Raw genomic sequence first — 22,081 nt, 5'->3', positions numbered from 1 at the left:
TAAACTACCTTGTTAGCGAAAATCAGCCTAAAAAGGCATGTTTTTGTTGAATGTTTAATGCTTCACTAGACGTAATGTAAGCATCATGCAGAATGTTTGCTGCTGTATCCACACATTCGGGTGCTAAAACTAGCATCATAGTGAGTGCATTCGTTGCGCTGAAATTGATCTCAATATCTCGCTTTGCCAACAAATCGCATGCGTGCTCTACCATTCCATTGGCCTCAAGCCCCACTGCGGTCAACAGGCTTACCACTTCACTATTACGGATTTTGTCGCTGAACACCAGATCGAACTTGGCACATGCATCTTGTTTTATCATGATACCTGCCCGTTCTGCTTCCTCGATCACATTCCAAATGTCTATACCCAACATCTGACATTGTTTTGTAGCACTAGATAAATGTTCTTTATCGACTTCGATAATGGCAAGGTCACGTTGAATGGCTATACCAGAGACGGCTTGACTGCCTGACTCCCCCTTTACCAAACTGCCTTCATTAACATCAAATGTCGAAAGCACGCGTAGTGGCACATTATTCTTCCATGCAAATTGCACTGAAGGTAAATGTAATACTTTTGCGCCTCGGCTTGCCATCGCTTCCATTGAAGGAAAATCGATAACCGCCAATTTGCGCGCATTTTTCACTACACGTGGGTCACAAGTATAAATACCATCAACGTCGGTAAAGATTTGACACTCGTTAGCGCGCAATGCGCCCGCCAGTGCCACAGCGCTCGTATCTGAGCCACCTCGACCTAATGTGGTGATATCCCCGTTCTCATTCACACCTTGAAATCCCGCAACAATCACGATTTGGTCTTGCTCAAGCAATCCCATAATTGTCGTGGTATCAATGTGTTTAATCGTTGCGTCATTGTGTTGATTATCCGTCACAATATTCGCCTGTGCTCCGGTAAGCGAGCGCGCAGCATGACCCATTTTATTCAAAGTCATGGCTAACAGTGCCATTGACACTTGCTCACCAGCAGAGAGCAAAACATCAAGTTCTCGAGCTGTAGGTACGCTATCTATCTGTTTAGCGAGATCCATCAGTCTGTTTGTTTCGCCTGACATTGCAGACACGACAACAACAACTTGATTGCCATCATTTTTCGCCTTAATGATGTGTTCAGCGACTTGGTGGATTCTTTCAATTGAACCCACAGAGGTTCCGCCAAACTTTTGCACGATAAGGGGCTTTTTCACCAGTCTTCACCTTCCCAAGACCGAAGTCTCTTTAGAACTGCTTACATCTTAAATATTTCCTTTGAGAAAAATTATATAAGCAGTAGTTACAACAAAAACCAAGCAGCTTAAATGACTCGGTTAACTTTTGGTCAATTAAACCACTTGGTTGCTAAAAAAAATTACGCTCAATCAAAGAAACTTGATTGAGCGTAATTTTATTAGTTAAGAGCTTATAAACGCTCTTCTAGCCAAGGCTGAACTGTTTTGATTGCCTCTGGTAGTGCTGAAACATCAGTACCACCGGCTTGAGCCATGTCTGGACGACCACCGCCCTTACCACCGACTTGCTCTGCAACCATTTTAACTAGATCACCTGCTTTTACTTTACCAGTGAGATCTTTAGTCACACCAGCAATCAAGCCAACCTTGTCACCCGTTACGTTTGCAAGCAGTACAACACCAGAACCCATTTGATTCTTGATGTCATCAACCATGGTACGTAGGTTCTTGCTATCAGCACCTTCAAGGGCCGCAACTAGAACTTTTGTGCCATTTACTTCAACCGCTTTGCCCATGATGTTAGCGCTTTCTGCGGCTGCCATCTTATCTTTTAGCTTCTGCACTTCTTTCTCTAGTGCTTTTGCTTTCTGTGCAGATTCTGCCAGTTTCTCTTCGTACTTCGCATTTTGAGCTTCAATGGCGTCTAATGCCGCCTCGCCTGTTACCGCTTCAATACGACGAATACCGGCTGCAATACCGCTTTCTGATGTGATTTTGAATAGACCAATATCACCCGTGCTTGATGCGTGAATACCACCACAAAGCTCAGTAGAGAAATCGCCCATAGATAGCACGCGAACTTCGTCATCGTACTTCTCACCAAACAGTGCCATTGCGCCTTTCTTCTTAGCAGACTCAATATCCATCACGTTGGTTTCAATCGTGTGGTTACGACGGATTTGCGCGTTAACTAGGCGCTCAACTTCTTTCAACTCTGCTGCGGTTACGGCTTCTAGATGCGAGAAGTCGAAACGTAGGTTGTCTGCCTTCACCAATGAGCCTTTCTGCGTTACGTGCTCACCTAAAACTTGGCGTAGTGCTGCGTGTAGCAAGTGCGTTGCTGAGTGGTTTAGAGAGATAGCTGCTCGACGCTCTGCGTCAACGATAGTTGCTACTTCGTCGCCTTTCGCTAGAACGCCTTCTGCCATTACACCGTGGTGTGCAATTGCGTTACCGAGTTTTTGAGTGTCCTCAACGCGGAATACACCAGACTCAGTACGGATTTCACCAGCGTCACCACACTGACCGCCTGACTCTGCGTAGAATGGCGTTTCACCAAGTACGATGATGGCTTTGTCGCCCGCAGATAGCGAATCTACTTCGTTACCTTCAACAAACATCGCGGCTACAGAGCTAGAGCCTTTAGTACCTGTGTAACCACAGAATTCTGTTTGCGTATCAACTTTGATTGCTGCGTTATAATCTGTACCGAATTGACCAGCTTCACGCGCACGTTGACGCTGCTCTTCCATCGCTTTTTCGAAACCCTCTTCGTCGATCGCGAACTCACGCTCACGTGCAACGTCGTTAGTGAGGTCTGCTGGGAAGCCGTAAGTATCGTAAAGCTTGAATACCGTTTCTCCGTCTAGCACTTTGCCATCTAGGTTATCTAATGCTTCGTTAAGAATTACCATACCTCGCTCAAGTGTACGACCGAAGTTTTCTTCTTCGATACGCAGTACTTTTTCAACCACTGCTTGTTGACGCTTCAGCTCTTCGCCTGCTGTACCCATTACTTCTGCTAATACGCCAACAAGCTTATAGAAGAATGCACCTTGTGCACCTAGCTTGTTACCATGACGTACGGCACGACGAATGATACGACGTAGTACGTAACCACGACCTTCGTTTGAAGGCATCACACCATCAACAATCAAGAATGAACATGAACGGATGTGGTCAGCAATAACGCGTAGCGATTGGTTCGATAGATCTTCATAACCAATGACTTCAGCCGCTGCTTTGATAAGAGTTTGGAATACATCGATTTCGTAGTTTGAGTGAACGCCTTGCATGATTGCAGAGATACGCTCGATACCCATACCAGTATCTACCGATGGTTTTGGTAGCGGTTCCATAGTGCCGTCTGCGTGACGGTTGAACTGCATGAATACGTTGTTCCAGATCTCGATGAAACGGTCACCATCTTCTTCAGGCGTGCCAGGACGACCACCCCAGATGTGTTCACCGTGATCGTAGAAGATTTCAGTACATGGACCACAAGGACCAGTGTCGCCCATTTGCCAGAAGTTATCAGACTCGTAAGGCTTGCCACCTTCTTTGTCACCAATACGCACGATACGATCAGCAGGCACGCCAACTTTTTTGTTCCAAATGTCGAATGCTTCGTCATCGGTTTCGTAAACGGTTACCAATAGACGATCCGCAGGCAGTTTAAGAACTTCGGTTAGGAATTCCCAAGCAAATGAAATCGCATCTTCTTTGAAGTAGTCACCAAAGCTGAAGTTACCTAGCATTTCAAAGAATGTGTGGTGACGAGCGGTAAAGCCAACATTTTCCAGGTCGTTGTGTTTACCACCAGCACGTACACAACGTTGAGCCGTAGTCGCTCGAGTATAGGCTCGTTTTTCTAAGCCTAAGAAACAATCTTTAAATTGGTTCATACCTGCGTTTGTGAACAGCAGGGTTGGGTCGTTATGTGGAACTAACGATGAACTTTCTACGATTTGGTGTCCTTTGCTTTCAAAGAACTTGAGGAACGCGTTACGAACCTCGTCAGTGCTCATGTACATGCAGCTCTTCCTGAAAATAGTCGAGTTAGAATTTTGCCGTATTGTAGATCATGCAAACAGCTGAGACTAGTTTTCTTGAGGAAAAGAGAGAGTAGAAGAAAAAATTTGAAGCAAAACAAAAATCAGCGCAATTGGATCAACGCTAATCTTGGTCTTCAAAGGCAAGCGCATAGCTAATTTGGTCGAAACTGTAGCCTCGGTATTGTAGAAAACGGACTTGTTTCGCGTATTCTTTTTGGTCCTTGGCTTTGACACCTTTGAATTTCTTTTCTGCCGCCTGCTTAGCAAGTTCAAACCAGTCTTGCGGTTCTTCAGCCATGGCTTGCTCAATCACCGATTCCGCAACACGTTTCTGGTTTAACTCTTGGCGAATTCGACGCTCTCCATGTCCTTTGTATACATGCTGCCGAATTTGGCTCTTCGCATAACGTAAATCATCTAAATAGTTATGGTCTAAGCAAAAATTAATCGCGATTTCGATGTCTGATGCTTCATAGCCTTTCATCGACAGTTTTTGGTACAGCTCATACTGACCATGATCGCGACGGCTAAGCAGTTGGATAGCCGCCTCTTTGCTCGATAATGTTGGTGTCTGGCGCTTTTGGTACATGGTGATCCTAAAGGTATTTTTGCTGTACAGACTCTCAATGGCCTTTGTGATGATTCGATTTTTGATGTCAATAGATACAACAAAGCCCCGCATTGCAGGGCTTTATCACTTTTTAATCTGTGAAGGGATTAAAACTCTTCAGCTTGCTCAGGCGCCTCGCCTGCTTCAGGAGCTTCCGCAAGGGCTGGCGCTAACAACATTTCACGCAATTTAGTGTCGATGGTTTTAGCCACTTCAGGATGCTCACGTAGGTAGTTGCACGCGTTCGCTTTACCTTGACCAATCTTATCGCCTTGGTAGCTGTACCAAGCACCAGCTTTTTCAACCAGTTTGTGCTTCACGCCTAGATCTACTAGTTCACCTTCGCGGTTAAAGCCTTGGCCGTACATGATTTGCGTATTGGCTTCTTTAAACGGTGCAGCAATCTTGTTCTTAACTACTTTGATGCGCGTTTCGTTACCAACGACTTCGTCACCTTCTTTGATTGCGCCAGTACGACGAATATCAAGACGAACAGAAGCGTAGAATTTAAGTGCGTTACCACCCGTGGTCGTTTCTGGGTTACCGAACATCACACCAATCTTCATACGGATTTGGTTGATGAAGATACACATACAGTTAGACTGTTTTAGGTTACCTGTTAGCTTACGCATCGCTTGAGAAAGCATACGTGCTTGCAGACCCATGTGGCTGTCGCCCATTTCGCCTTCAATTTCTGCTTTTGGTGTTAGCGCCGCAACTGAGTCAACAACCATTACGTCGATAGCGCCAGAGCGAGCTAGTGCATCACAAATCTCTAGTGCTTGCTCACCAGTGTCTGGCTGAGAAACCAAGAGCGCATCGATATCAACACCAAGTTTCTTCGCGTAGACAGGATCCAGAGCGTGCTCTGCATCGATAAACGCACAAGTTTTACCTTCACGTTGCGCAGCAGCGATAAGCTCAAGCGTTAGTGTTGTTTTACCTGAAGATTCTGGACCGTAGACTTCTACGATACGACCCATTGGCAGACCACCTGCACCCAAAGCGATATCAAGAGAAAGAGAGCCTGTTGAGATGGTTTCTACGTCCATTGCTCGGTTATCACCAAGGCGCATGATAGAGCCTTTACCGAATTGCTTTTCAATTTGACCTAGCGCAGCGGCGAGCGCTTTCTGTTTGTTCTCGTCCATTACTTTCTCCGATTTATTCATCTTCTTTGGGCGACGAATAGTAATTCATTTTTCTTAAGCAGCTAACCTGCTCAGCAATGAAAGTTATTATACTGTTGATTCATACAGTGTCTATACCTGTATAGAAAAAATTTAGTTCACTGCTTCTAAGGATTTGCTCTAGCCCTTATCAATTCTGGGCTAAGACAGTGTAAGAAATTCTAAATTAAATGTTGATGCAATCGAGTCAATGCATGCATCACCGCTTGTTGACGAACTTCCGCCCTGTCACCAGAAAAATGCATGGTCTCAACAAAGAGCCAGTCGTGCTTATCCGCAAAAGCAAAGCAGACGGTTCCAACCGGCTTTTCATCAGTGCCTCCCCCCGGTCCAGCAACACCACTGATGGAAACCCCAATAGTGGCATTCGAGTGTTGAAGCGCACCTTGCACCATTTCAAGCACAACAGGCTCACTCACGGCACCATGTTCCTCTAAGGTTTCCACTCTCACACCCAGCATTTCCATTTTGGCTTCGTTGCTGTAAGTGACAAAAGCTCTATCTAACCAACCTGAGCTGCCTGCAATATCAGTAATAGCGGTCGCAACACCGCCACCCGTGCACGATTCTGCCGTTGTTAAAACATGACCATACTTTGCCAATAATGCGCCTAAATCTGCGCTCAATTTTGTTGTTTTTTCCATAGCCAAAATGCCCTTTGTCTCTTTTTACTTGATAGGGATTCACGTATCCTAAGCCGCTACGGAAATAAACAAAAGAATTTACCTGTGAAAGCTGAACAAAAACACACTCCGATGATGCAGCAATACCTCAAGCTAAAAGCTGAGAACCCTGAGATTTTGCTGTTCTACCGCATGGGCGATTTCTACGAACTCTTTTACGATGATGCAAAGCGAGCGTCCCAACTGCTTGATATTTCGCTAACTAAGCGCGGTTCGTCAGCTGGAGAGCCTATTCCTATGGCGGGAGTGCCATTTCACGCAGTAGAAGGCTATCTAGCAAAACTTGTTCAGCTTGGTGAATCAGTCGCAATCTGCGAACAAATTGGCGATCCAGCCACCAGCAAGGGTCCGGTAGAACGTAAAGTTGTGCGTATCGTGACACCAGGCACTGTGACGGATGAAGCGCTGCTTTCTGAGCGTGTCGATAACTTAATCGCAGCAATTTACCATCACAACGGTAAGTTCGGTTATGCGACGCTGGATGTCACCTCTGGTCGCTTCCAACTGACAGAACCAGAAACTGAAGAAGCAATGACAGCCGAGCTTCAACGTACCGCACCACGTGAGTTGCTATTCCCAGAAGATTTTGAACCTGTACATTTAATGGCGAGCCGAAACGGTAACCGTCGTCGCCCAGTATGGGAGTTTGAGCTTGATACGGCTAAGCAACAACTCAATCAACAGTTTGGCACCAAAGATCTGGTTGGTTTTGGCGTAGAACATGCGTCCTTAGGGTTATGTGCTGCTGGTTGTTTGATCCAGTATGTGAAAGATACACAACGTACGGCTTTACCTCATATTCGCTCTTTAACGTTTGATCATCAGGACCAATCCGTCATCCTTGATGCCGCTACCCGACGCAACCTGGAAATTACTCAAAATCTAGCAGGCGGAACCGATAACACGCTCGCTGCGGTACTCGACCATTGTGCGACGCCGATGGGCAGCCGAATGCTGAAGCGTTGGTTGCATCAACCTATGCGTTGCATTGAAACGTTAAACAATCGTCTTGATGCGATTGGTGAGATTAAAGAACAAGCGCTGTTTGCCGATCTTCAACCAACGTTAAAACAAATTGGTGATATTGAACGTATCTTAGCACGCCTTGCACTACGCTCTGCTCGCCCTCGCGATATGGCTAGACTTCGCAATGCCATGCAGCAGCTACCAGAGCTAGAATCTGTCACCGCTTCTTTGACCCATCCATATCTAGCAAAACTGGCGCAATACGCAGCTCCGATTGACGAAGTATGTGATCTGTTAGAGCGTGCAATTAAAGAAAATCCGCCAGTTGTTATTCGTGATGGTGGTGTGATCGCTGAGGGCTATAATGCCGAGCTCGATGAATGGCGCAAATTAGCAGACGGTGCAACAGAATACCTTGAGCAGCTTGAGCGAGATGAGCGTGAACGACACGGCATCGATACGCTTAAAGTCGGCTACAACAACGTACATGGCTTCTTTATTCAAGTGAGCCGTGGCCAGAGCCATTTGGTTCCACCGCACTATGTACGTCGCCAAACACTAAAAAATGCCGAACGCTATATCATCCCAGAGCTTAAAGAGCACGAAGACAAAGTACTTAACTCGAAATCGAAAGCGCTGGCACTTGAAAAGCAGCTGTGGGAAGAACTGTTTGATCTATTGATGCCAAATCTGGAGAAGCTGCAGAATTTAGCTTCTGCTCTGTCTCAACTCGATGTACTACAAAACCTAGCAGAGCGTGCAGATTCGTTGGATTACTGCCGACCAACGCTTGTGAAAGACGCTGGCATTCACATTCAAGCGGGTCGTCACCCAGTCGTAGAGCAAGTAACAACAGAACCGTTCATCGCGAACCCAATAGAGCTTAACCCAGCACGTAAAATGTTAATCATCACCGGTCCAAACATGGGTGGTAAATCCACTTACATGCGTCAAACTGCGCTGATTGCATTGATGGCACATATCGGCTCTTATGTACCTGCAGAATCTGCACAAATTGGTTCTTTAGATCGTATATTTACTCGTATTGGAGCGTCAGATGATCTTGCATCTGGTCGTTCGACCTTCATGGTAGAAATGACGGAAACCGCTAATATTCTGCACAATGCAACTAAAAACAGTTTAGTGCTAATGGATGAAATCGGTCGCGGTACCAGTACTTACGATGGCCTATCTTTAGCTTGGGCAAGTGCGGAATGGCTCGCAACACAAATTGGTGCGATGACACTATTTGCAACTCACTACTTCGAATTGACAGAGTTGCCAAACCAACTGCCAAACTTAGCGAACGTTCACTTGGATGCCGTAGAACATGGTGACAGCATTGCCTTTATGCACGCAGTTCAAGAAGGTGCGGCAAGTAAGTCTTACGGCCTAGCTGTTGCGGGCTTAGCTGGTGTACCAAAAACGGTTATCAAAAATGCGCGTAACAAGCTATCTCAGCTAGAGCAACTAGGGCAAAACAGTGACGCACCACGTCCAAGTGCAGTAGATGTGGCTAACCAATTGAGTCTAATTCCAGAACCTAGCGAGATCGAACAAGCCTTATCTAGTATTGATCCTGATGATTTGACTCCACGTCAAGCACTTGAAGAGTTGTATCGTTTGAAGAAGATGCTTTAAATCGATTCACTTTAGCGAGCGCAAAAAAAAAGGCTATGGATAACCATAGCCTTTTGCATATCTACTGAAGTACGGATTATTTAATCATCTTCGACGTTAAATAAGTTTTCCATATTCAAACCTTGCTTGATTAAAACTTCACGAAGACGACGTAAACCTTCTACTTGGATTTGACGTACGCGCTCACGTGTCAAACCAATCTCTCGACCAACTTCTTCAAGCGTCGAAGGCTCATAGCCTAGAAGACCAAAACGTCGTGCAAGTACTTCTTTCTGTTTTGGATTCAACTCTTCTAACCAATGAATCAGCGATGATTTGATATCGTCATCTTGAGTCGAGACTTCAGGATCGGAGTTGTTTGCGTCGGGAATAATATCCAACAGCGCTTTTTCACCGTCACCACCGATTGGTGTGTCGACAGAACTGATACGCTCATTGAGACGTAGCATTTTGCTTACATCTTCGACTGGAATATCTAACTGAGCAGCAATTTCTTCTGCGGTAGGTTCGTGATCGAGCTTCTGAGAAAGTTCACGCGCAGTACGCAGATAAATGTTCAGCTCTTTCACGACATGAATAGGTAGACGGATCGTACGAGTTTGGTTCATCAACGCACGTTCGATCGTTTGTCGGATCCACCAGGTCGCATAAGTAGAGAAGCGGAAACCACGCTCTGGATCGAACTTCTCGACCGCACGGATCAAACCAAGGTTACCTTCTTCAATCAGATCGAGTAGTGCTAGACCTCGATTACTGTATCGACGAGAGATCTTGACCACCAAACGTAGGTTACTTTCGATCATACGTTTACGTGCCGCTTCGTCGCCACGCAGGGCTCGTCGAGCATAAAGCACTTCTTCTTCGGCAGTAAGTAGAGGTGAGAAGCCAATTTCACCTAAATACAACTGAGTTGCGTCTAAGCTTTTACTGCTCGCGTCAAATTCTTCACGCGCAGCCGTTTTGCTTTCTGTGGATGATGATTTTTCGAGTTCGTTATCAATGGTCTTCACTGACGCATTGTCAAATGCAAACTCTTCAACTTTGGTTACTGTGTTGCTGATACTCATAACGCCTCCCCCTGGCGAGTTAGCAAGACATGACAACTCAATATGTCGCTAAATGATGTCGCAAGTTGTTTTTCAAAGTTTTAAGGCAAATAGCGCTTTGGATTCACTGATTTACCTTGATAGCGAATTTCAAAGTGTAGTTTGACCGACTTTGCACCTGAACTACCCATGGTGGCGATTTTTTGTCCGCTTTTTACGCTTTGTCCTTCTGTGACCAGCAGTTTGTCATTGTGTGCGTATGCGCTTAAATAATTGTCGTTATGCTTTACTATAATTAAGTTGCCATAACCTCGTAGCGCATTGCCTGAATAAACGACTGTGCCGGCTGCGGTTGAAACGATAGGTTGACCACGCTGTCCTGCGATGTCGATACCTTTATTTCCCTGTTCTCCCGCCGAAAAGTTCTTGATTACTCTCCCTTTTGTTGGCCACAACCACTTAGAAACTTTATCACTCTTCGCCGTGGTAACTGGCGATTTTTGCTTCACTTTTTGGTTATCTTTTGAACCAACATACTCCTTTGTTTTCGATTGTTCAACCTTCTTTGGAGGCTGTTTTTGTACGACTTTAGGCTTAGTCTCTGTAGGTTTTTGACTAGAGTTTTTACTTGAAGTTTTCGGTTTAGAGGCTGTTGATGTTTTCGTCACTGGGGCTGGTGGCGTCGTAACAACAGGAACCACAACGGGTTCAACTTTTTGGCCATATTTAGGGGCGACATATTTCGGAGCCCAAAGTTTTAGCCTCTGTCCAGGGTAGATGGTGTAAGGCTGAGTTAACTCATTGTAACGGACAAGATCATTTACATCTTTATCTGTGACATAAGCTATGAAGTAAAGTGTATCGCCTTTTTTTACCTCATAATAACTCCCTCTGTAACTCCCTCTTTCAAGGCTTGAATAGTCTTTTTTTAGGCTAGAGACAGGTGCAGGGGAATGCGCTGCACAACCAACTAGTCCTGCAGCAAACACAAAGCTAATACCAATATGACGTAGTAACTTATTCACCTATCCCTAACCCTTAAGCTAAATCACCCGCAACCAGAGGTACGAACCGAACCATTTCTACAACGGTAGAGAGATATTCGTCTCCCTTACGCTCTATTTTTAATAACTGTTGTTCCGTATCTCCAACAGGAATGACCATTTTGCCGCCATCTCTTAATTGTGAGAGAAGAGCTTGGGGGATCACTTCTGCAGCTGCAGTAACAATGATGGCATCGAAAGGACCACGAGCTTCCCAGCCTTGCCATCCATCAGCATGCTTGGTTGAAACATTGTAGATATCCAATTGTTTCAGACGGCGTTTTGCTTCCCATTGCAACGATTTAATTCGCTCAACGGAGTATACATGGTCAACAATTTGCGCCAGTACTGCGGTTTGATAACCGGAACCCGTTCCGATTTCCAGTACGTGACTCGTTGGCTCTAGTTCGAGTAACTCGGTCATACGAGCAACAATATAAGGTTGAGAAATAGTTTGTCCCTGACCAATCGGTAACGCATTGTTATCGTAGGCTTGGTGCATCATCGCTTGAGAGACAAAGCTTTCTCGTGGTAAGCGTTGGATAGCATCCAGAACTCTTTGGTCTTTGATGCCACTGGAGATAAGAAACGCTATCAACCTGTCAGCATGTGGGTTACTCATTACTTCTCTTCCTTTAACCAACTATCCATTGCACGCAGCGACTCATGAGCAGTGAGATCAACTTGCAGAGGCGTCATTGAAACTCGACCATGTTCAATCGCATAAAAGTCGGTGCCCTCCCCCGCATCTTGCTCTTTTCCTGGAGGCCCTAGCCAATAAATATCATGACCTCTCGGATCTTTCTGCTTAATCATATTCTCTGCGTGATGACGCGCACCTAAACGCGTGACTTCGATTTCGCCCAGGTTTTCTGCTGGTAAGTCAGGCACGTTTACGTTCAATAACCGATTCGTTGGAATCGGAGACGCTAAATGCTGTTGCACAATTTGACGTGCAATTTTTGCGGCAGATTCGAAATGACGCTTACCCACCAGCGAAAAAGCAACCGACTGAACACCAAGGAAATGCCCTTCCATTGCTGCAGCTACCGTTCCTGAGTAAAGAACGTCATCACCCAAATTTGCACCATGATTGATGCCTGATAAAACAAGATCGGGCAAATCATCTTTCATCAGCTCATTCAGCGCGAAATGTACACAATCTGTAGGCGTTCCTTGCACTGAATAGATATTTGGGGCAATTTCAGTTACGCGCAATGGTTGCTCTAGTGTCAGTGAGTTCGAAGCACCTGAACGATTTCGGTCGGGTGCGACAATGGTCACTTCAGCGATATCTCGCAACTCATCAGCAAGTGCATGAATCCCTTGCGCATGTACGCCATCGTCGTTGCTGATTAAGACTCTTAGGGGCTTCGCGTTTAGTGAATCCTGTTCCATTAGTATTCTCTTTCTACTTCAACCTCATTAACTAACTCACGAACGATAGAGGTTGCAAAAGATCCCGCATCCAGTGAGAAAGTCAGCGTAATGTTGTTACCTTCAACCGTCCAAGCTAAATCTTTTGGCTTCAGCGCAATATCGCGACGGTCGTGGCGCATGCGATTACCACGAATCAGCGCCATGAGATCAGGCTCTTCATCTAAGAACGGTTGTTCTAAAGTAAGCGCATCCGCTTGAGTTGGAAGCGCATTATCACCTGCTAGAGCCGCGGTAATTGCCACTTCGCCTGCAGCAAATTGTGCTTGTAGATCTGCGATATTGCTTGCATCAACCAACTGAGTGCCAGAACTTGTCTGTGCAATATCACCATCGATGAATTTATCAAACACACCATTTTCTAGACGAGCAGAAACGATACGGTTGAAGATCCACGAACGCGCCGCTGATAAATACATGCTGCGCTTATTTTGATTACGGGTACGAACGTTTTCGCGTCCCCATCGACGTGCTTCTTCAAGGTTGTTGCCATCATTGCCAAAACGCTGACTACCAAAGTAGTTTGGCACACCAACTTGTTTCACTTTTTCAAGGCGTTGCTCTACATCTTCAACGTCAGTCACTTCAGACAAAGTGACAACAAACTCGTTCCCTATTAAGTCTCCAGGACGCAGTTTTTTGTTGTGTCGATCAGTCGCTAAGATCTCAATACTCGGATATTGAGCTAGGAATGCCGAGAAGTCCGGCGTTTCCCCTTTCGGTAAATGGACACTCAGCCACTGTTCCGTCACCGCATGGCGGTCTTTAAGGCCTGCCCAGCTAACGTCTTTCGACTTTACGCCACAAGCTTTCGCCAACTCATTCGCAACAAAACTGGTATTTTCTCCAGTTTTTCGAATACGCACCATTAGGTGCTCGCCTTCGCCAGTAAAGGCAAAACCTAAATCCTCACGAACCTGAAAATGTTCTGGTTGCGCTTTGATTTTTGCCGATGCAACAGGCTTACCCGTTAGATAAGCCAATGAAGATAAAATATCTGACATAATGTTTTTCCGCTGTTTACACAGCATTAAGGAGCAAGTTGGTTAATTATTGCTTGAACAGAAGCACCACGGCTTCCGTTGCAATGCCTTCTTTGCGTCCAGTAAAACCGAGACGCTCTGTCGTCGTCGCTTTTACGTTAATGTTACTAATATCGGTTTCTAGGTCTTCCGCAATCGCCGCACACATCGCGTCAATATGAGGTGCCATCTTAGGTGCTTGTGCCATGATGGTGACATCGGCATTACCAAGGCGGTAGCCTTGCTCTTTGACACGACGATAAACGTCCTTCAACAATTCGCGGCTATTTGCCCCTTTCCATTTATCGTCGGTATCCGGGAAGTGACGACCAATATCACCCGCAGCAATCGCCCCGAGTAGCGCATCAGTCAAAGCATGAAGAGCAACATCACCATCTGAGTGGGCTACTAAGCCCTGCTCGTAAGGGATAGCAACACCACCGATAATGACCGGGCCTTCACCACCAAATTTATGCACGTCAAAACCGTGACCAATTCGAATCATTTTTTATCCTTTCTTTTTTAGCCGCGCTCACGGCTCAGATAAAACTCGGCTAACGCGAGATCTTCTGGCTGAGTAATTTTTATGTTATTCGCATTACCCTGGACTAAAGCAGGCGTTTCGCCCAACCACTCTAAAGCCGATGCTTCATCCGTGATGGCTACGCCTTGTTCTAATGCGTCAGCCAGTGCTCGAGTCAGTTGTTGAGTTTTAAACATTTGTGGAGTTAATGCATGCCACAATGCTTCTCTCTCTACCGTATGACCGATATCTTGTGCTGCATTTGCTCGCTTCATTGTGTCTCTCACTGGAGATGCGAGGATGCCACCCGTTGGGTGAGCGCAGCAAACATCAATCAAACGGTCAATGTCGGATGTTAATACACATGGCCTTGCAGCGTCGTGGACCAATACCCACTCGCTTTCCAGATGTTCATTGACATAGTTTAGCCCTGAAAGTACGGAATCAGCGCGCTCTTTGCCACCCGCGACTTGAATTACATCGGGATGGTTCGCGATGGTTAACTCAGGGAAATAAGGGTCACCTTCGGTAATGGCGACAACCACTTTCGAAATTCGTGGGTGCGACAGCAACTTTTCTACAGTGTGTTCCAGCACCGCTTTTCCGTCGATCAATAAATATTGCTTAGGGCGGTCAGCCTTCATTCGACTACCGACACCGGCAGCAGGAACAATTGCGACATGCGATGAGTTCACATCCAACATTTTAATGATTTTCCTCACCTATAATGCGGTAGAAAGTCTCGCCATCTTTAACTAAACCAAGCTCATGACGCGCACGTTCTTCAATCGCATCAAGACCTTGCCTTAAGTCATCAATCTCAGCAAACATTTCATTATTGCGAGCTTGTAGCTTGCTGTTCACTTGTTGCTGAACTTCAATTTCATCTTTTACTGTGTAGTAGTCAGACACTCCGTTTTTACCAAACCATAGAGTGTATTGAAGCAAGCCAAACAGTAGCGTAAGGGCTATAACAAAGATTCGCATATCGCTGCTAACATTCTGTACCGGAAGGAATTAGATAAGGTGACATATATAGCATAAATGCGAGGTTGCCTCTAGGGGAGAAAGGGAGACTCACACGCTCCTTACAAGAAATAAGCAGCAAAATGAAACAAAGACATATGAAGCTATTCTTAGCACTCACCAAAGTAAGACCAAGAAATACAAGCCTATAGATACAAAAACACCCCGCAAAATCAGGGTATTTTCAAAGCTTCAATCTAAGCGGTTAATCCAATGAAGAACTAAGCTTGAACTTCTTTAAGACCGCTTCTTTGAAACATGGAGGAGCGTGCTCATCGCTCTTAAATAAAAAACGCCCCACCGAAGTGGAGCGTTTCTAGAAAGCTATTTAGCTAAACTTATTCAATTAAGAATTAAGCTTGACCTTTAACTTCTTTAAGACCGTTGAAAGGAGCGCGCTCACCTAGAGCTTCCTCGATACGGATTAGTTGGTTGTACTTAGCAACACGGTCAGAACGGCTCATAGAACCAGTTTTGATTTGACCTGCAGCAGTACCTACCGCTAGATCAGCGATAGTTGCATCTTCAGTTTCGCCAGAACGGTGAGAGATTACTGCTGTGTAACCTGCGTCTTTAGCCATCTTGATTGCAGCTAGAGTCTCAGTTAGAGAACCGATTTGGTTGAACTTGATAAGGATAGAGTTAGCTACGCCTTTCTCGATACCTTCAGCAAGGATCTTAGTGTTAGTAACGAATAGGTCGTCACCTACTAGTTGAAGTTTGTCACCTAGTAGTTCAGTTTGGTGCTTGAAGCCATCCCAGTCAGACTCGTCTAGACCGTCTTCGATAGAAACGATTGGGAATTGGTTAGCTAGCTCAGCTAGGTAGTGGTTGAACTCTTCAGAAGTGAAAGTTTTACCTTCGCCTTTCATGTTGTAGATGCCAGCTTCTTTGTCGAAGAACTCAGATGCTGCACAGTCCATAGCTAGAGTAACGTCTTTACCTAGTTCGTAACCAGCAGCTGCAACAGCTTCTGCGATAACTTCTAGAGCTTCAGCGTTAGATTTAAGGTTAGGAGCGAAACCACCTTCGTCACCAACTGCAGTGCTGTAGCCTTTAGACTTAAGAACTTTAGCTAGGTTGTGGAATACTTCAGCACCGATACGTAGACCTTCTTTAAGAGTCTTAGCGCCAACTGGTTGGATCATGAACTCTTGGATGTCAACGTTGTTGTCTGCGTGCTCACCACCGTTGATGATGTTCATCATTGGTAGAGGCATAGAGAACTGACCAGCTGTACCGTTTAGTTCAGCGATGTGCTCGTATAGAGGCATGCCTTTAGCTGCAGCAGCAGCTTTAGCGTTTGCTAGAGAAACAGCTAGGATAGCGTTAGCACCGAATTTAGATTTGTTTTCAGTGCCGTCTAGTTCGATCATTACTGCGTCGATTGCAGCTTGGTCTTTAGCGTCTTTGCCAACTAGAGCTTCAGCGATTGGGCCGTTTACAGCTTCAACTGCTTTAAGAACACCTTTACCTAGGAAACGTGCTTTGTCACCGTCACGTAGCTCAAGAGCTTCGCGAGAACCAGTAGATGCGCCAGATGGAGCTGCCGCCATACCTACGAAACCGCCTTCTAGGTGTACTTCAGCTTCTACAGTTGGGTTACCACGTGAGTCGATGATTTCACGACCTAGAACTTTAACGATCTTAGACATTAATGTTTCCTCTCGTTTCAAATATAAATGTCAATTTTAAAGGGCAGCAGCACAACCTTCGCCGCCGCCCGTATCCTTTTACTTCTCGAATTCGCCGCGTGCGTTTTGGCCCGCAGCCTTAACGAAACCTGCAAACAATGGGTGGCCATCGCGAGGAGTCGATGTGAATTCTGGGTGGAACTGAGCCGCTACAAACCATGGGTGAGCTGGGTTCTCAATCATTTCCACTAACTTCTTGTCCGCTGATAGGCCAGAAACTTTCAGACCTGCTTTTTCGATTTGCGGACGAAGCACATTATTCACTTCGTAACGGTGACGGTGACGTTCATGGATCGTCGCGCTACCGTACAGTTCACGAGCTTTCGTCCCTTTCTCTAGGTGACATAGCTGTGAACCAAGACGCATCGTACCACCTAGGTCAGACTTTTCAGTACGCTCTTCTACGTTACCTGACTCGTCTACCCACTCTGTGATCAAACCTACCACAGGGTACTTAGTCTCTTTGTTAAATTCTGTTGAATGTGCACCTTCCATACCCGCAACGTTACGCGCGTATTCAATTAGTGCAACTTGCATACCCAAACAAATACCTAGGTAAGGCACATTGTTTTCACGTGCGTATTGAGCTGCACGGATCTTGCCTTCAATACCACGATCGCCGAAGCCACCTGGTACTAGGATCGCATCTAAGCCTTCTAGCAGCTCAACACCTTTTGTTTCGATATCTTGTGAGTCTACATATTTAATTGTGACACTTAGACGGTTTTTCAAGCCAGCGTGTTTAAGCGCTTCGTTCACAGACTTGTATGCATCTGGCAATTCAGTGTATTTACCAACCATACCGATGGTTACTTCACCAGTAGGATTTGCTTCTTCGTAAATAACCTGTTCCCACTCAGAAAGGTCAGCTTCAGGAGCTGTGATGCCAAAGCGAGCACACACAAGATCATCTAGACCTTGAGACTTGATCAATTGAGGAATCTTGTAGATAGAATCTACGTCCTTCATTGAAATTACTGCTTTTTCTGGAACATTACAGAATAGTGCGATTTTCTTACGTTCATTCGCTGGAATAACGCGGTCGCTACGGCAAACTAGGATATCTGGCTGAATACCGATAGATAGAAGTTCTTTTACAGAGTGTTGAGTTGGCTTAGTTTTCACTTCGCCCGCTGCCGCTAGGTAAGGAACAAGTGTTAGGTGCATGAACATTGCGCGCTCACGGCCTAGTTCAACGGCTAGCTGACGAATCGCTTCCATAAATGGTAGTGATTCGATATCACCAACGGTACCGCCAACTTCAACGATAGCCACATCATGGCCTTCAGAGCCAGCAATTACACGGTCTTTGATCGCGTTAGTGATGTGAGGGATAACTTGAATAGTTGCGCCTAGGTAGTCACCACGACGTTCTTTACGAAGTACGTCGGCATAAACACGACCTGCAGTGAAGTTGTTACGCTTGGTCATCTTGGTACGGATGAAACGCTCGTAGTGACCAAGGTCAAGGTCAGTCTCTGCGCCATCTTCTGTAACGAACACTTCACCGTGCTGAGTAGGGCTCATTGTGCCCGGGTCAACGTTGATGTAAGGGTCAAGCTTCATCATAGTCACTTTAAGACCACGAGCTTCTAGAATAGCCGCAAGAGATGCTGCTGCAATACCTTTACCTAGAGAGGATACAACCCCGCCAGTAACAAAAATGTAATTTGTCGTCATGTTTAACCTGAAATTGGTTGAATGAGGGAAATGGAGTGCTTCTGGACGGGAGATAAATATACCAGAAGCTCCTTACCGCCACAACGTGAAATCTATCACACCGTAATTTTTTATTTTTTGCTTCAAATCAAAGTGAGCAAAGACAAACCAAAGTCCGTTTTCGTGTTAAGAGGCAAACTGGCCTCATATTGTATATTCCGCTTATTTTCCCCTATCTAGACTCTTCTCGCTTTACTTCATCCCAGAAATCGTCGAGCTCTGATAAAGAACAATCTGTAAGCGCTTTGCCTGACTGCTGGACCTTTCCTTCAACTTGCTTAAAACGTCTCGCAAACTTTAAGTTTGCTTTCCCTAGTGCGACTTCTGGATTTTTATCAAGATGGCGTGCCAAATTGACGGTCGCAAATAGCAAATCGCCGAGTTCCAACTCCACTTTTTCTTCATCAGGCTGAACTTGTAATGCTTCTTCCATGACTTCATCAATTTCTTCTCGCACCTTATCGACGACCGGGCCAAGAGAGTCCCAGTCAAATCCATATTTCGCACATTTTTTCTGTATCTTTGTAGCACGAGAAAGTGCTGGCAAAGAGTTTGGTATTGAGTCTAGGATACTTTCTTCCGCTTTGCCTACCTGCGCTTTTTCTTTTGCTTTTTCGGCTTCCCAGTTGGCGTTGATTTCCTCGTCCGATTCAAACTCAACATCTGAAAAAACATGCGGATGACGGCGAGTCAGTTTTTCATTCACAGTTTCGACAACATCCGAAAAGTCGAACAGCTCTTGCTCTTTCGCTAATTGACTGTAAAAAATCACCTGGAACAACAAATCACCCAACTCTTCTTGTAAGTTCGGCCAATCACGGTTTTGAATCGCGTCCACCACTTCGTAAGTTTCTTCGATGGTGTGCGGAACGATGGTGTCAAAGGTTTGTTTTAAGTCCCAAGGGCAACCGTTTTCTGGGTCACGCAACTTCGCCATGATTTGTTCTAATTGTTCAATTGGATGACTCATTTTTTGTTCCTTTAAACCTTTCTACTAAAGAAAAAGGTGAGCGGCCAAAACCACTCACCTTTGTTATACGTTGATCAATTCTCTAAATAATTGAAGCTGTAGCTAGGCGGCAAGCGAGCGAGACTCCTGAGCATAGCTCGTCTATGTGATGGAGCGAGTGAGCGCAGTCAACAACGCTATCAGCTTCAAGTATGACGAGAATTTTAGCCAAGGCGTTTCACCGTCATCACATCCTTAATCTGCTCAACACGTTTAGAAACACGAGAAAGCACCTCAATATTGGTGACTTCTAGATCAAAGTCCATGATGGCGAGTTGACGTCTGTAATCGACTCGGTTCTTCATACTGGTCACTTTGATCTTTTCGTTGGCGAACAGTGTCGTAATGTCTTTGAGTAGACCACCTCGCTCCATCGCTTCAACACGGACGGTGAGGATGTATGACCCGACGAAGCCGCTGCCCCAGACAGTATCGATGATACGCTCTGGCGCGTGATGGCGCAGTTCTTCTAGCTGTTCACAGTCACTACGGTGTACTGAAATCCCACGACCTTGCGTTATGTAACCACAGATATCGTCACCTGGAATTGGCTGACAGCAACGTGCTAGGTGTGTCATTAGGTTATCGACGCCTTCTACTACAACTGCGTCTTTTTTCGGTCGGCTTTGCGCGGGTGATTTGTGCTCAGCTTCTTGCAGTTTTTCCAGTGCTTGCTGGTCTTCTTCCTCTGCCGTTGGCTTGTTAACTAACGCGTTAATATGGTTAATGATTTGGTTGATACGCAAATCACCGCTACCTACCCCAACATACAATTCATCTGGTGTTTTGACATTAAACCGCTTGAGGGCGTAATGCTCTGCATCTTTTAACGTTGCGCCAATTTTGGCTAACTCATGCTCAAGGATTTCACGACCCGCTTCAAGGTTCTTCTCACGGCTTTGTTTTCGGAACCAGGCGTTAATTTTGGCACGCGCACGACCAGAATGAACGAAGCCTAATGATGGGTTTAACCAGTCACGTGATGGGTTAGGTTCTTTCTGAGTGATAATCTCGACTTGGTCACCCATATGTAATTTATGCGTGAACGGCACAATACGACCTCCGACTTTGGCACCGATACAACGGTGTCCCACTTCGGAGTGAATGTGATAGGCAAAATCTAGCGGCGTTGCCCCCATTGGCAAATCGACAACATCACCACGTGGTGTAAAGGCATAAACACGGTCATCAAAGACTTGGCTACGTAGCTCATCAAGCATTTCGCCAGAATCTGACATTTCTTCTTGCCAATCCAGTAGCTTACGCAGCCACGTGATCTTCTCATCATAACCGCTTCGGCTGCTTGCCCCTTCTTTATATTTCCAGTGCGCGGCAACACCCAGCTCCGACTCTTCATGCATTTGCTTGGTACGAATCTGGATCTCGATGGTTTTGCCTTCTGGCCCTAGAATTACGGTGTGGATCGATTGATAACCGTTTGGTTTAGGGTTAGCAACGTAGTCATCAAACTCGCTCGGTAGGTGCTTGTATTTGGTGTGAACTACACCCAAAGCCGCGTAACAGTCTTGCAGTTTGTCTGCGATGATACGTACTGCTCGAACATCAAACAGCTCATCGAATGCCAAACTCTTCTTCTGCATTTTTCGCCAAATGCTGTAGATGTGCTTAGGTCGACCACTCACTTCGGCGTTAATACCTGACACTTCCATTTCGTGCGTGAGGTCTTCAACAAAGTCTTTGATGTACTGTTCACGAACGATGCGTCGCTCAGAAAGCTGCTTGGCAATTTGTTTGTAAGTTTCCGGCTGTTGGTAGCGGAAAGCGTAATCTTCAATTTCCCATTTCAGCTGACCGATGCCTAATCGGTTTGCTAGCGGCGCATAGATGTTGGCACACTCTTTTGCCGCCGCACGTCGAACTTCATCAGGCGCTTTTTTAACTTCAATAAGGTTACAAATTCGCTCCGCAAGCTTGATAACCACGCAGCGGAAGTCATCCACCATGGCAAGCAGCATGCGGCGTACGTTATCTACCTGAGATGACGCCGCACTCCCTTCCATGTTGACATTGAGTTGGCCAATAGCCGCCATTTCTTCAACGCCATCGATTAATTTTATGATTTCTTTGCTGTATTTCTCTTCCAGAATTTCTCTGTTAAAAGCACCACTTGAAACCAAAGGAAACAGTTGTGCAGCCACTAAGGTGGCCTGATCCATAGACAAGGTGATCAAAATTTCGATCATTTCTCGTCCACGCCACAACAACAGTTCCGCTTGCTCGTTATCGGCTAATACCGTCTGGCAATCTCGATATACTTCGATTAAGCGTGAGGCTGTGTTTTTCTCTTGTCCTAGGCTAGCCACCCAGTTTTCGAGTTCAAACTGTTCATCTTGGTTTAAATGCGCGCTTCTTACCGCAACCATCTCATCATCCTAATTATTATATTCGTGTGGTTTGACTAACACCGTCCAGGTTAGTTCTTTTA

Annotated in this window: 18 protein-coding genes; 1 reads left to right on the top strand and 17 read right to left on the bottom strand. The window is 45.7% G+C overall.

The annotated features are described in order from the left end of the window. Positions 1–22: 22 nt before the first annotated feature. The 5 genes from FR741_RS02960 to pncC form a co-directional block, all read right to left on the bottom strand. Positions 23–1,210 (bottom strand): aspartate kinase, encoded by a 1,188-nt coding sequence (locus tag FR741_RS02960; protein ID WP_167426242.1) that lies wholly within the window; start codon positions 1,208–1,210, stop codon positions 23–25. 212 nt (positions 1,211–1,422) lie between these two features. Beyond that, complete coding sequence (gene alaS / locus FR741_RS02955; protein ID WP_109169448.1) at positions 1,423–4,005, bottom strand: alanine--tRNA ligase; 2,583 nt, start codon at positions 4,003–4,005, stop codon at positions 1,423–1,425. A 142-nt stretch (positions 4,006–4,147) separates the two neighbouring features. Beyond that, on the bottom strand, positions 4,148–4,615 hold the full coding sequence (recX, locus tag FR741_RS02950) for a recombination regulator RecX (protein WP_005393871.1): 468 nt from the start codon (positions 4,613–4,615) through the stop codon (positions 4,148–4,150). A gap of 128 nt (positions 4,616–4,743) precedes the next feature. Then, positions 4,744–5,787 (bottom strand): recombinase RecA, encoded by a 1,044-nt coding sequence (gene recA, locus FR741_RS02945; RefSeq protein ID WP_005393872.1) that lies wholly within the window; start codon positions 5,785–5,787, stop codon positions 4,744–4,746. 200 nt (positions 5,788–5,987) lie between these two features. Further along, the gene (gene pncC, locus FR741_RS02940; RefSeq protein ID WP_104974807.1) at positions 5,988–6,470 is read right to left on the bottom strand and encodes a nicotinamide-nucleotide amidase; all 483 of its coding nucleotides are present in this window, start codon (positions 6,468–6,470) and stop codon (positions 5,988–5,990) included. Positions 6,471–6,554: 84 nt separating this feature from the next. Here pncC and mutS point away from each other — a divergent pair, with 84 nt between their 5' ends. Then, positions 6,555–9,116 carry a DNA mismatch repair protein MutS gene (gene mutS / locus FR741_RS02935; protein ID WP_167426241.1) on the top strand — a complete coding sequence of 854 codons (2,562 nt, stop codon included), beginning with the start codon at positions 6,555–6,557 and terminating at the stop codon, positions 9,114–9,116. An 80-nt stretch (positions 9,117–9,196) separates the two neighbouring features. Here the strand turns inward: mutS and rpoS are convergent, their stop codons facing one another. The 12 genes from rpoS to relA form a co-directional block, all read right to left on the bottom strand. Then, the gene (rpoS, locus tag FR741_RS02930; protein ID WP_005393877.1) at positions 9,197–10,183 is read right to left on the bottom strand and encodes an RNA polymerase sigma factor RpoS; all 987 of its coding nucleotides are present in this window, start codon (positions 10,181–10,183) and stop codon (positions 9,197–9,199) included. A gap of 80 nt (positions 10,184–10,263) precedes the next feature. Further along, on the bottom strand, positions 10,264–11,187 hold the full coding sequence (locus tag FR741_RS02925) for a peptidoglycan DD-metalloendopeptidase family protein (protein WP_167426240.1): 924 nt from the start codon (positions 11,185–11,187) through the stop codon (positions 10,264–10,266). 13 nt (positions 11,188–11,200) lie between these two features. Further along, the gene (locus tag FR741_RS02920) at positions 11,201–11,827 is read right to left on the bottom strand and encodes a protein-L-isoaspartate(D-aspartate) O-methyltransferase (RefSeq protein ID WP_167426239.1); all 627 of its coding nucleotides are present in this window, start codon (positions 11,825–11,827) and stop codon (positions 11,201–11,203) included. Beyond that, entirely contained in the window at positions 11,827–12,603 is a 777-nt protein-coding gene (gene surE / locus FR741_RS02915; RefSeq protein ID WP_005393882.1) for a 5'/3'-nucleotidase SurE, read from the bottom strand. The genes FR741_RS02920 and surE overlap by 1 nt, the downstream gene beginning before the upstream one ends. Beyond that, positions 12,603–13,646, bottom strand: a complete 1,044-nt coding sequence (gene truD, locus FR741_RS02910) for a tRNA pseudouridine(13) synthase TruD (protein ID WP_046875093.1) — start codon at positions 13,644–13,646, stop codon at positions 12,603–12,605. The genes surE and truD overlap by 1 nt, the downstream gene beginning before the upstream one ends. Positions 13,647–13,692: 46 nt before the next feature. Continuing rightward, positions 13,693–14,169 (bottom strand): 2-C-methyl-D-erythritol 2,4-cyclodiphosphate synthase, encoded by a 477-nt coding sequence (gene ispF / locus FR741_RS02905; RefSeq protein WP_005393886.1) that lies wholly within the window; start codon positions 14,167–14,169, stop codon positions 13,693–13,695. A 17-nt stretch (positions 14,170–14,186) separates the two neighbouring features. Then, complete coding sequence (gene ispD / locus FR741_RS02900; protein WP_065646112.1) at positions 14,187–14,891, bottom strand: 2-C-methyl-D-erythritol 4-phosphate cytidylyltransferase; 705 nt, start codon at positions 14,889–14,891, stop codon at positions 14,187–14,189. Position 14,892: 1 nt separating this feature from the next. Next, positions 14,893–15,174, bottom strand: a complete 282-nt coding sequence (gene ftsB, locus FR741_RS02895) for a cell division protein FtsB (protein ID WP_005380907.1) — start codon at positions 15,172–15,174, stop codon at positions 14,893–14,895. 392 nt (positions 15,175–15,566) lie between these two features. Continuing rightward, entirely contained in the window at positions 15,567–16,868 is a 1,302-nt protein-coding gene (gene eno / locus FR741_RS02890; RefSeq protein WP_005383785.1) for a phosphopyruvate hydratase, read from the bottom strand. A 78-nt stretch (positions 16,869–16,946) separates the two neighbouring features. After that, positions 16,947–18,587: a CTP synthase gene (locus tag FR741_RS02885; protein WP_005393892.1), complete on the bottom strand. Its 1,641-nt coding sequence runs from the start codon at positions 18,585–18,587 to the stop codon at positions 16,947–16,949. Positions 18,588–18,798: 211 nt separating this feature from the next. Next, the gene (mazG, locus tag FR741_RS02880; RefSeq protein WP_164666366.1) at positions 18,799–19,596 is read right to left on the bottom strand and encodes a nucleoside triphosphate pyrophosphohydrolase; all 798 of its coding nucleotides are present in this window, start codon (positions 19,594–19,596) and stop codon (positions 18,799–18,801) included. Between the two features lie 203 nt (positions 19,597–19,799). After that, positions 19,800–22,019, bottom strand: a complete 2,220-nt coding sequence (gene relA, locus FR741_RS02875) for a GTP diphosphokinase (RefSeq protein ID WP_005393896.1) — start codon at positions 22,017–22,019, stop codon at positions 19,800–19,802. Positions 22,020–22,081: the final 62 nt, after the last annotated feature.

It is taken from the genome of Vibrio diabolicus (genome assembly GCF_011801455.1).
Lineage (GTDB): Bacteria > Pseudomonadota > Gammaproteobacteria > Enterobacterales > Vibrionaceae > Vibrio > Vibrio diabolicus.
This window is presented reverse-complemented; position numbering and strand designations above follow the sequence as displayed.

Bases quoted from the DNA above. Each gene is read 5' to 3' on its own strand.
- alaS (WP_109169448.1), bottom strand. From the start codon at position 4,005: ATGTACATGAGCACTGACGAGGTTCGTAACGCGTTCCTCAAGTTCTTT.
- mazG (WP_164666366.1), bottom strand. From the start codon at position 19,596: ATGAGTCATCCAATTGAACAATTAGAACAAATCATGGCGAAGTTGCGT.
- ispD (WP_065646112.1), bottom strand. From the start codon at position 14,891: ATGTTGGATGTGAACTCATCGCATGTCGCAATTGTTCCTGCTGCCGGT.
- surE (WP_005393882.1), bottom strand. From the start codon at position 12,603: ATGGAACAGGATTCACTAAACGCGAAGCCCCTAAGAGTCTTAATCAGC.
- ispF (WP_005393886.1), bottom strand. From the start codon at position 14,169: ATGATTCGAATTGGTCACGGTTTTGACGTGCATAAATTTGGTGGTGAA.
- recA (WP_005393872.1), bottom strand. From the start codon at position 5,787: ATGGACGAGAACAAACAGAAAGCGCTCGCCGCTGCGCTAGGTCAAATT.
- pncC (WP_104974807.1), bottom strand. From the start codon at position 6,470: ATGGAAAAAACAACAAAATTGAGCGCAGATTTAGGCGCATTATTGGCA.
- rpoS (WP_005393877.1), bottom strand. From the start codon at position 10,183: ATGAGTATCAGCAACACAGTAACCAAAGTTGAAGAGTTTGCATTTGAC.
- relA (WP_005393896.1), bottom strand. From the start codon at position 22,019: ATGGTTGCGGTAAGAAGCGCGCATTTAAACCAAGATGAACAGTTTGAA.
- ftsB (WP_005380907.1), bottom strand. From the start codon at position 15,174: ATGCGAATCTTTGTTATAGCCCTTACGCTACTGTTTGGCTTGCTTCAA.
- eno (WP_005383785.1), bottom strand. From the start codon at position 16,868: ATGTCTAAGATCGTTAAAGTTCTAGGTCGTGAAATCATCGACTCACGT.
- FR741_RS02885 (WP_005393892.1), bottom strand. From the start codon at position 18,587: ATGACGACAAATTACATTTTTGTTACTGGCGGGGTTGTATCCTCTCTA.
- FR741_RS02920 (WP_167426239.1), bottom strand. From the start codon at position 11,827: ATGAGTAACCCACATGCTGACAGGTTGATAGCGTTTCTTATCTCCAGT.
- recX (WP_005393871.1), bottom strand. From the start codon at position 4,615: ATGTACCAAAAGCGCCAGACACCAACATTATCGAGCAAAGAGGCGGCT.
- truD (WP_046875093.1), bottom strand. From the start codon at position 13,646: ATGTCAGATATTTTATCTTCATTGGCTTATCTAACGGGTAAGCCTGTT.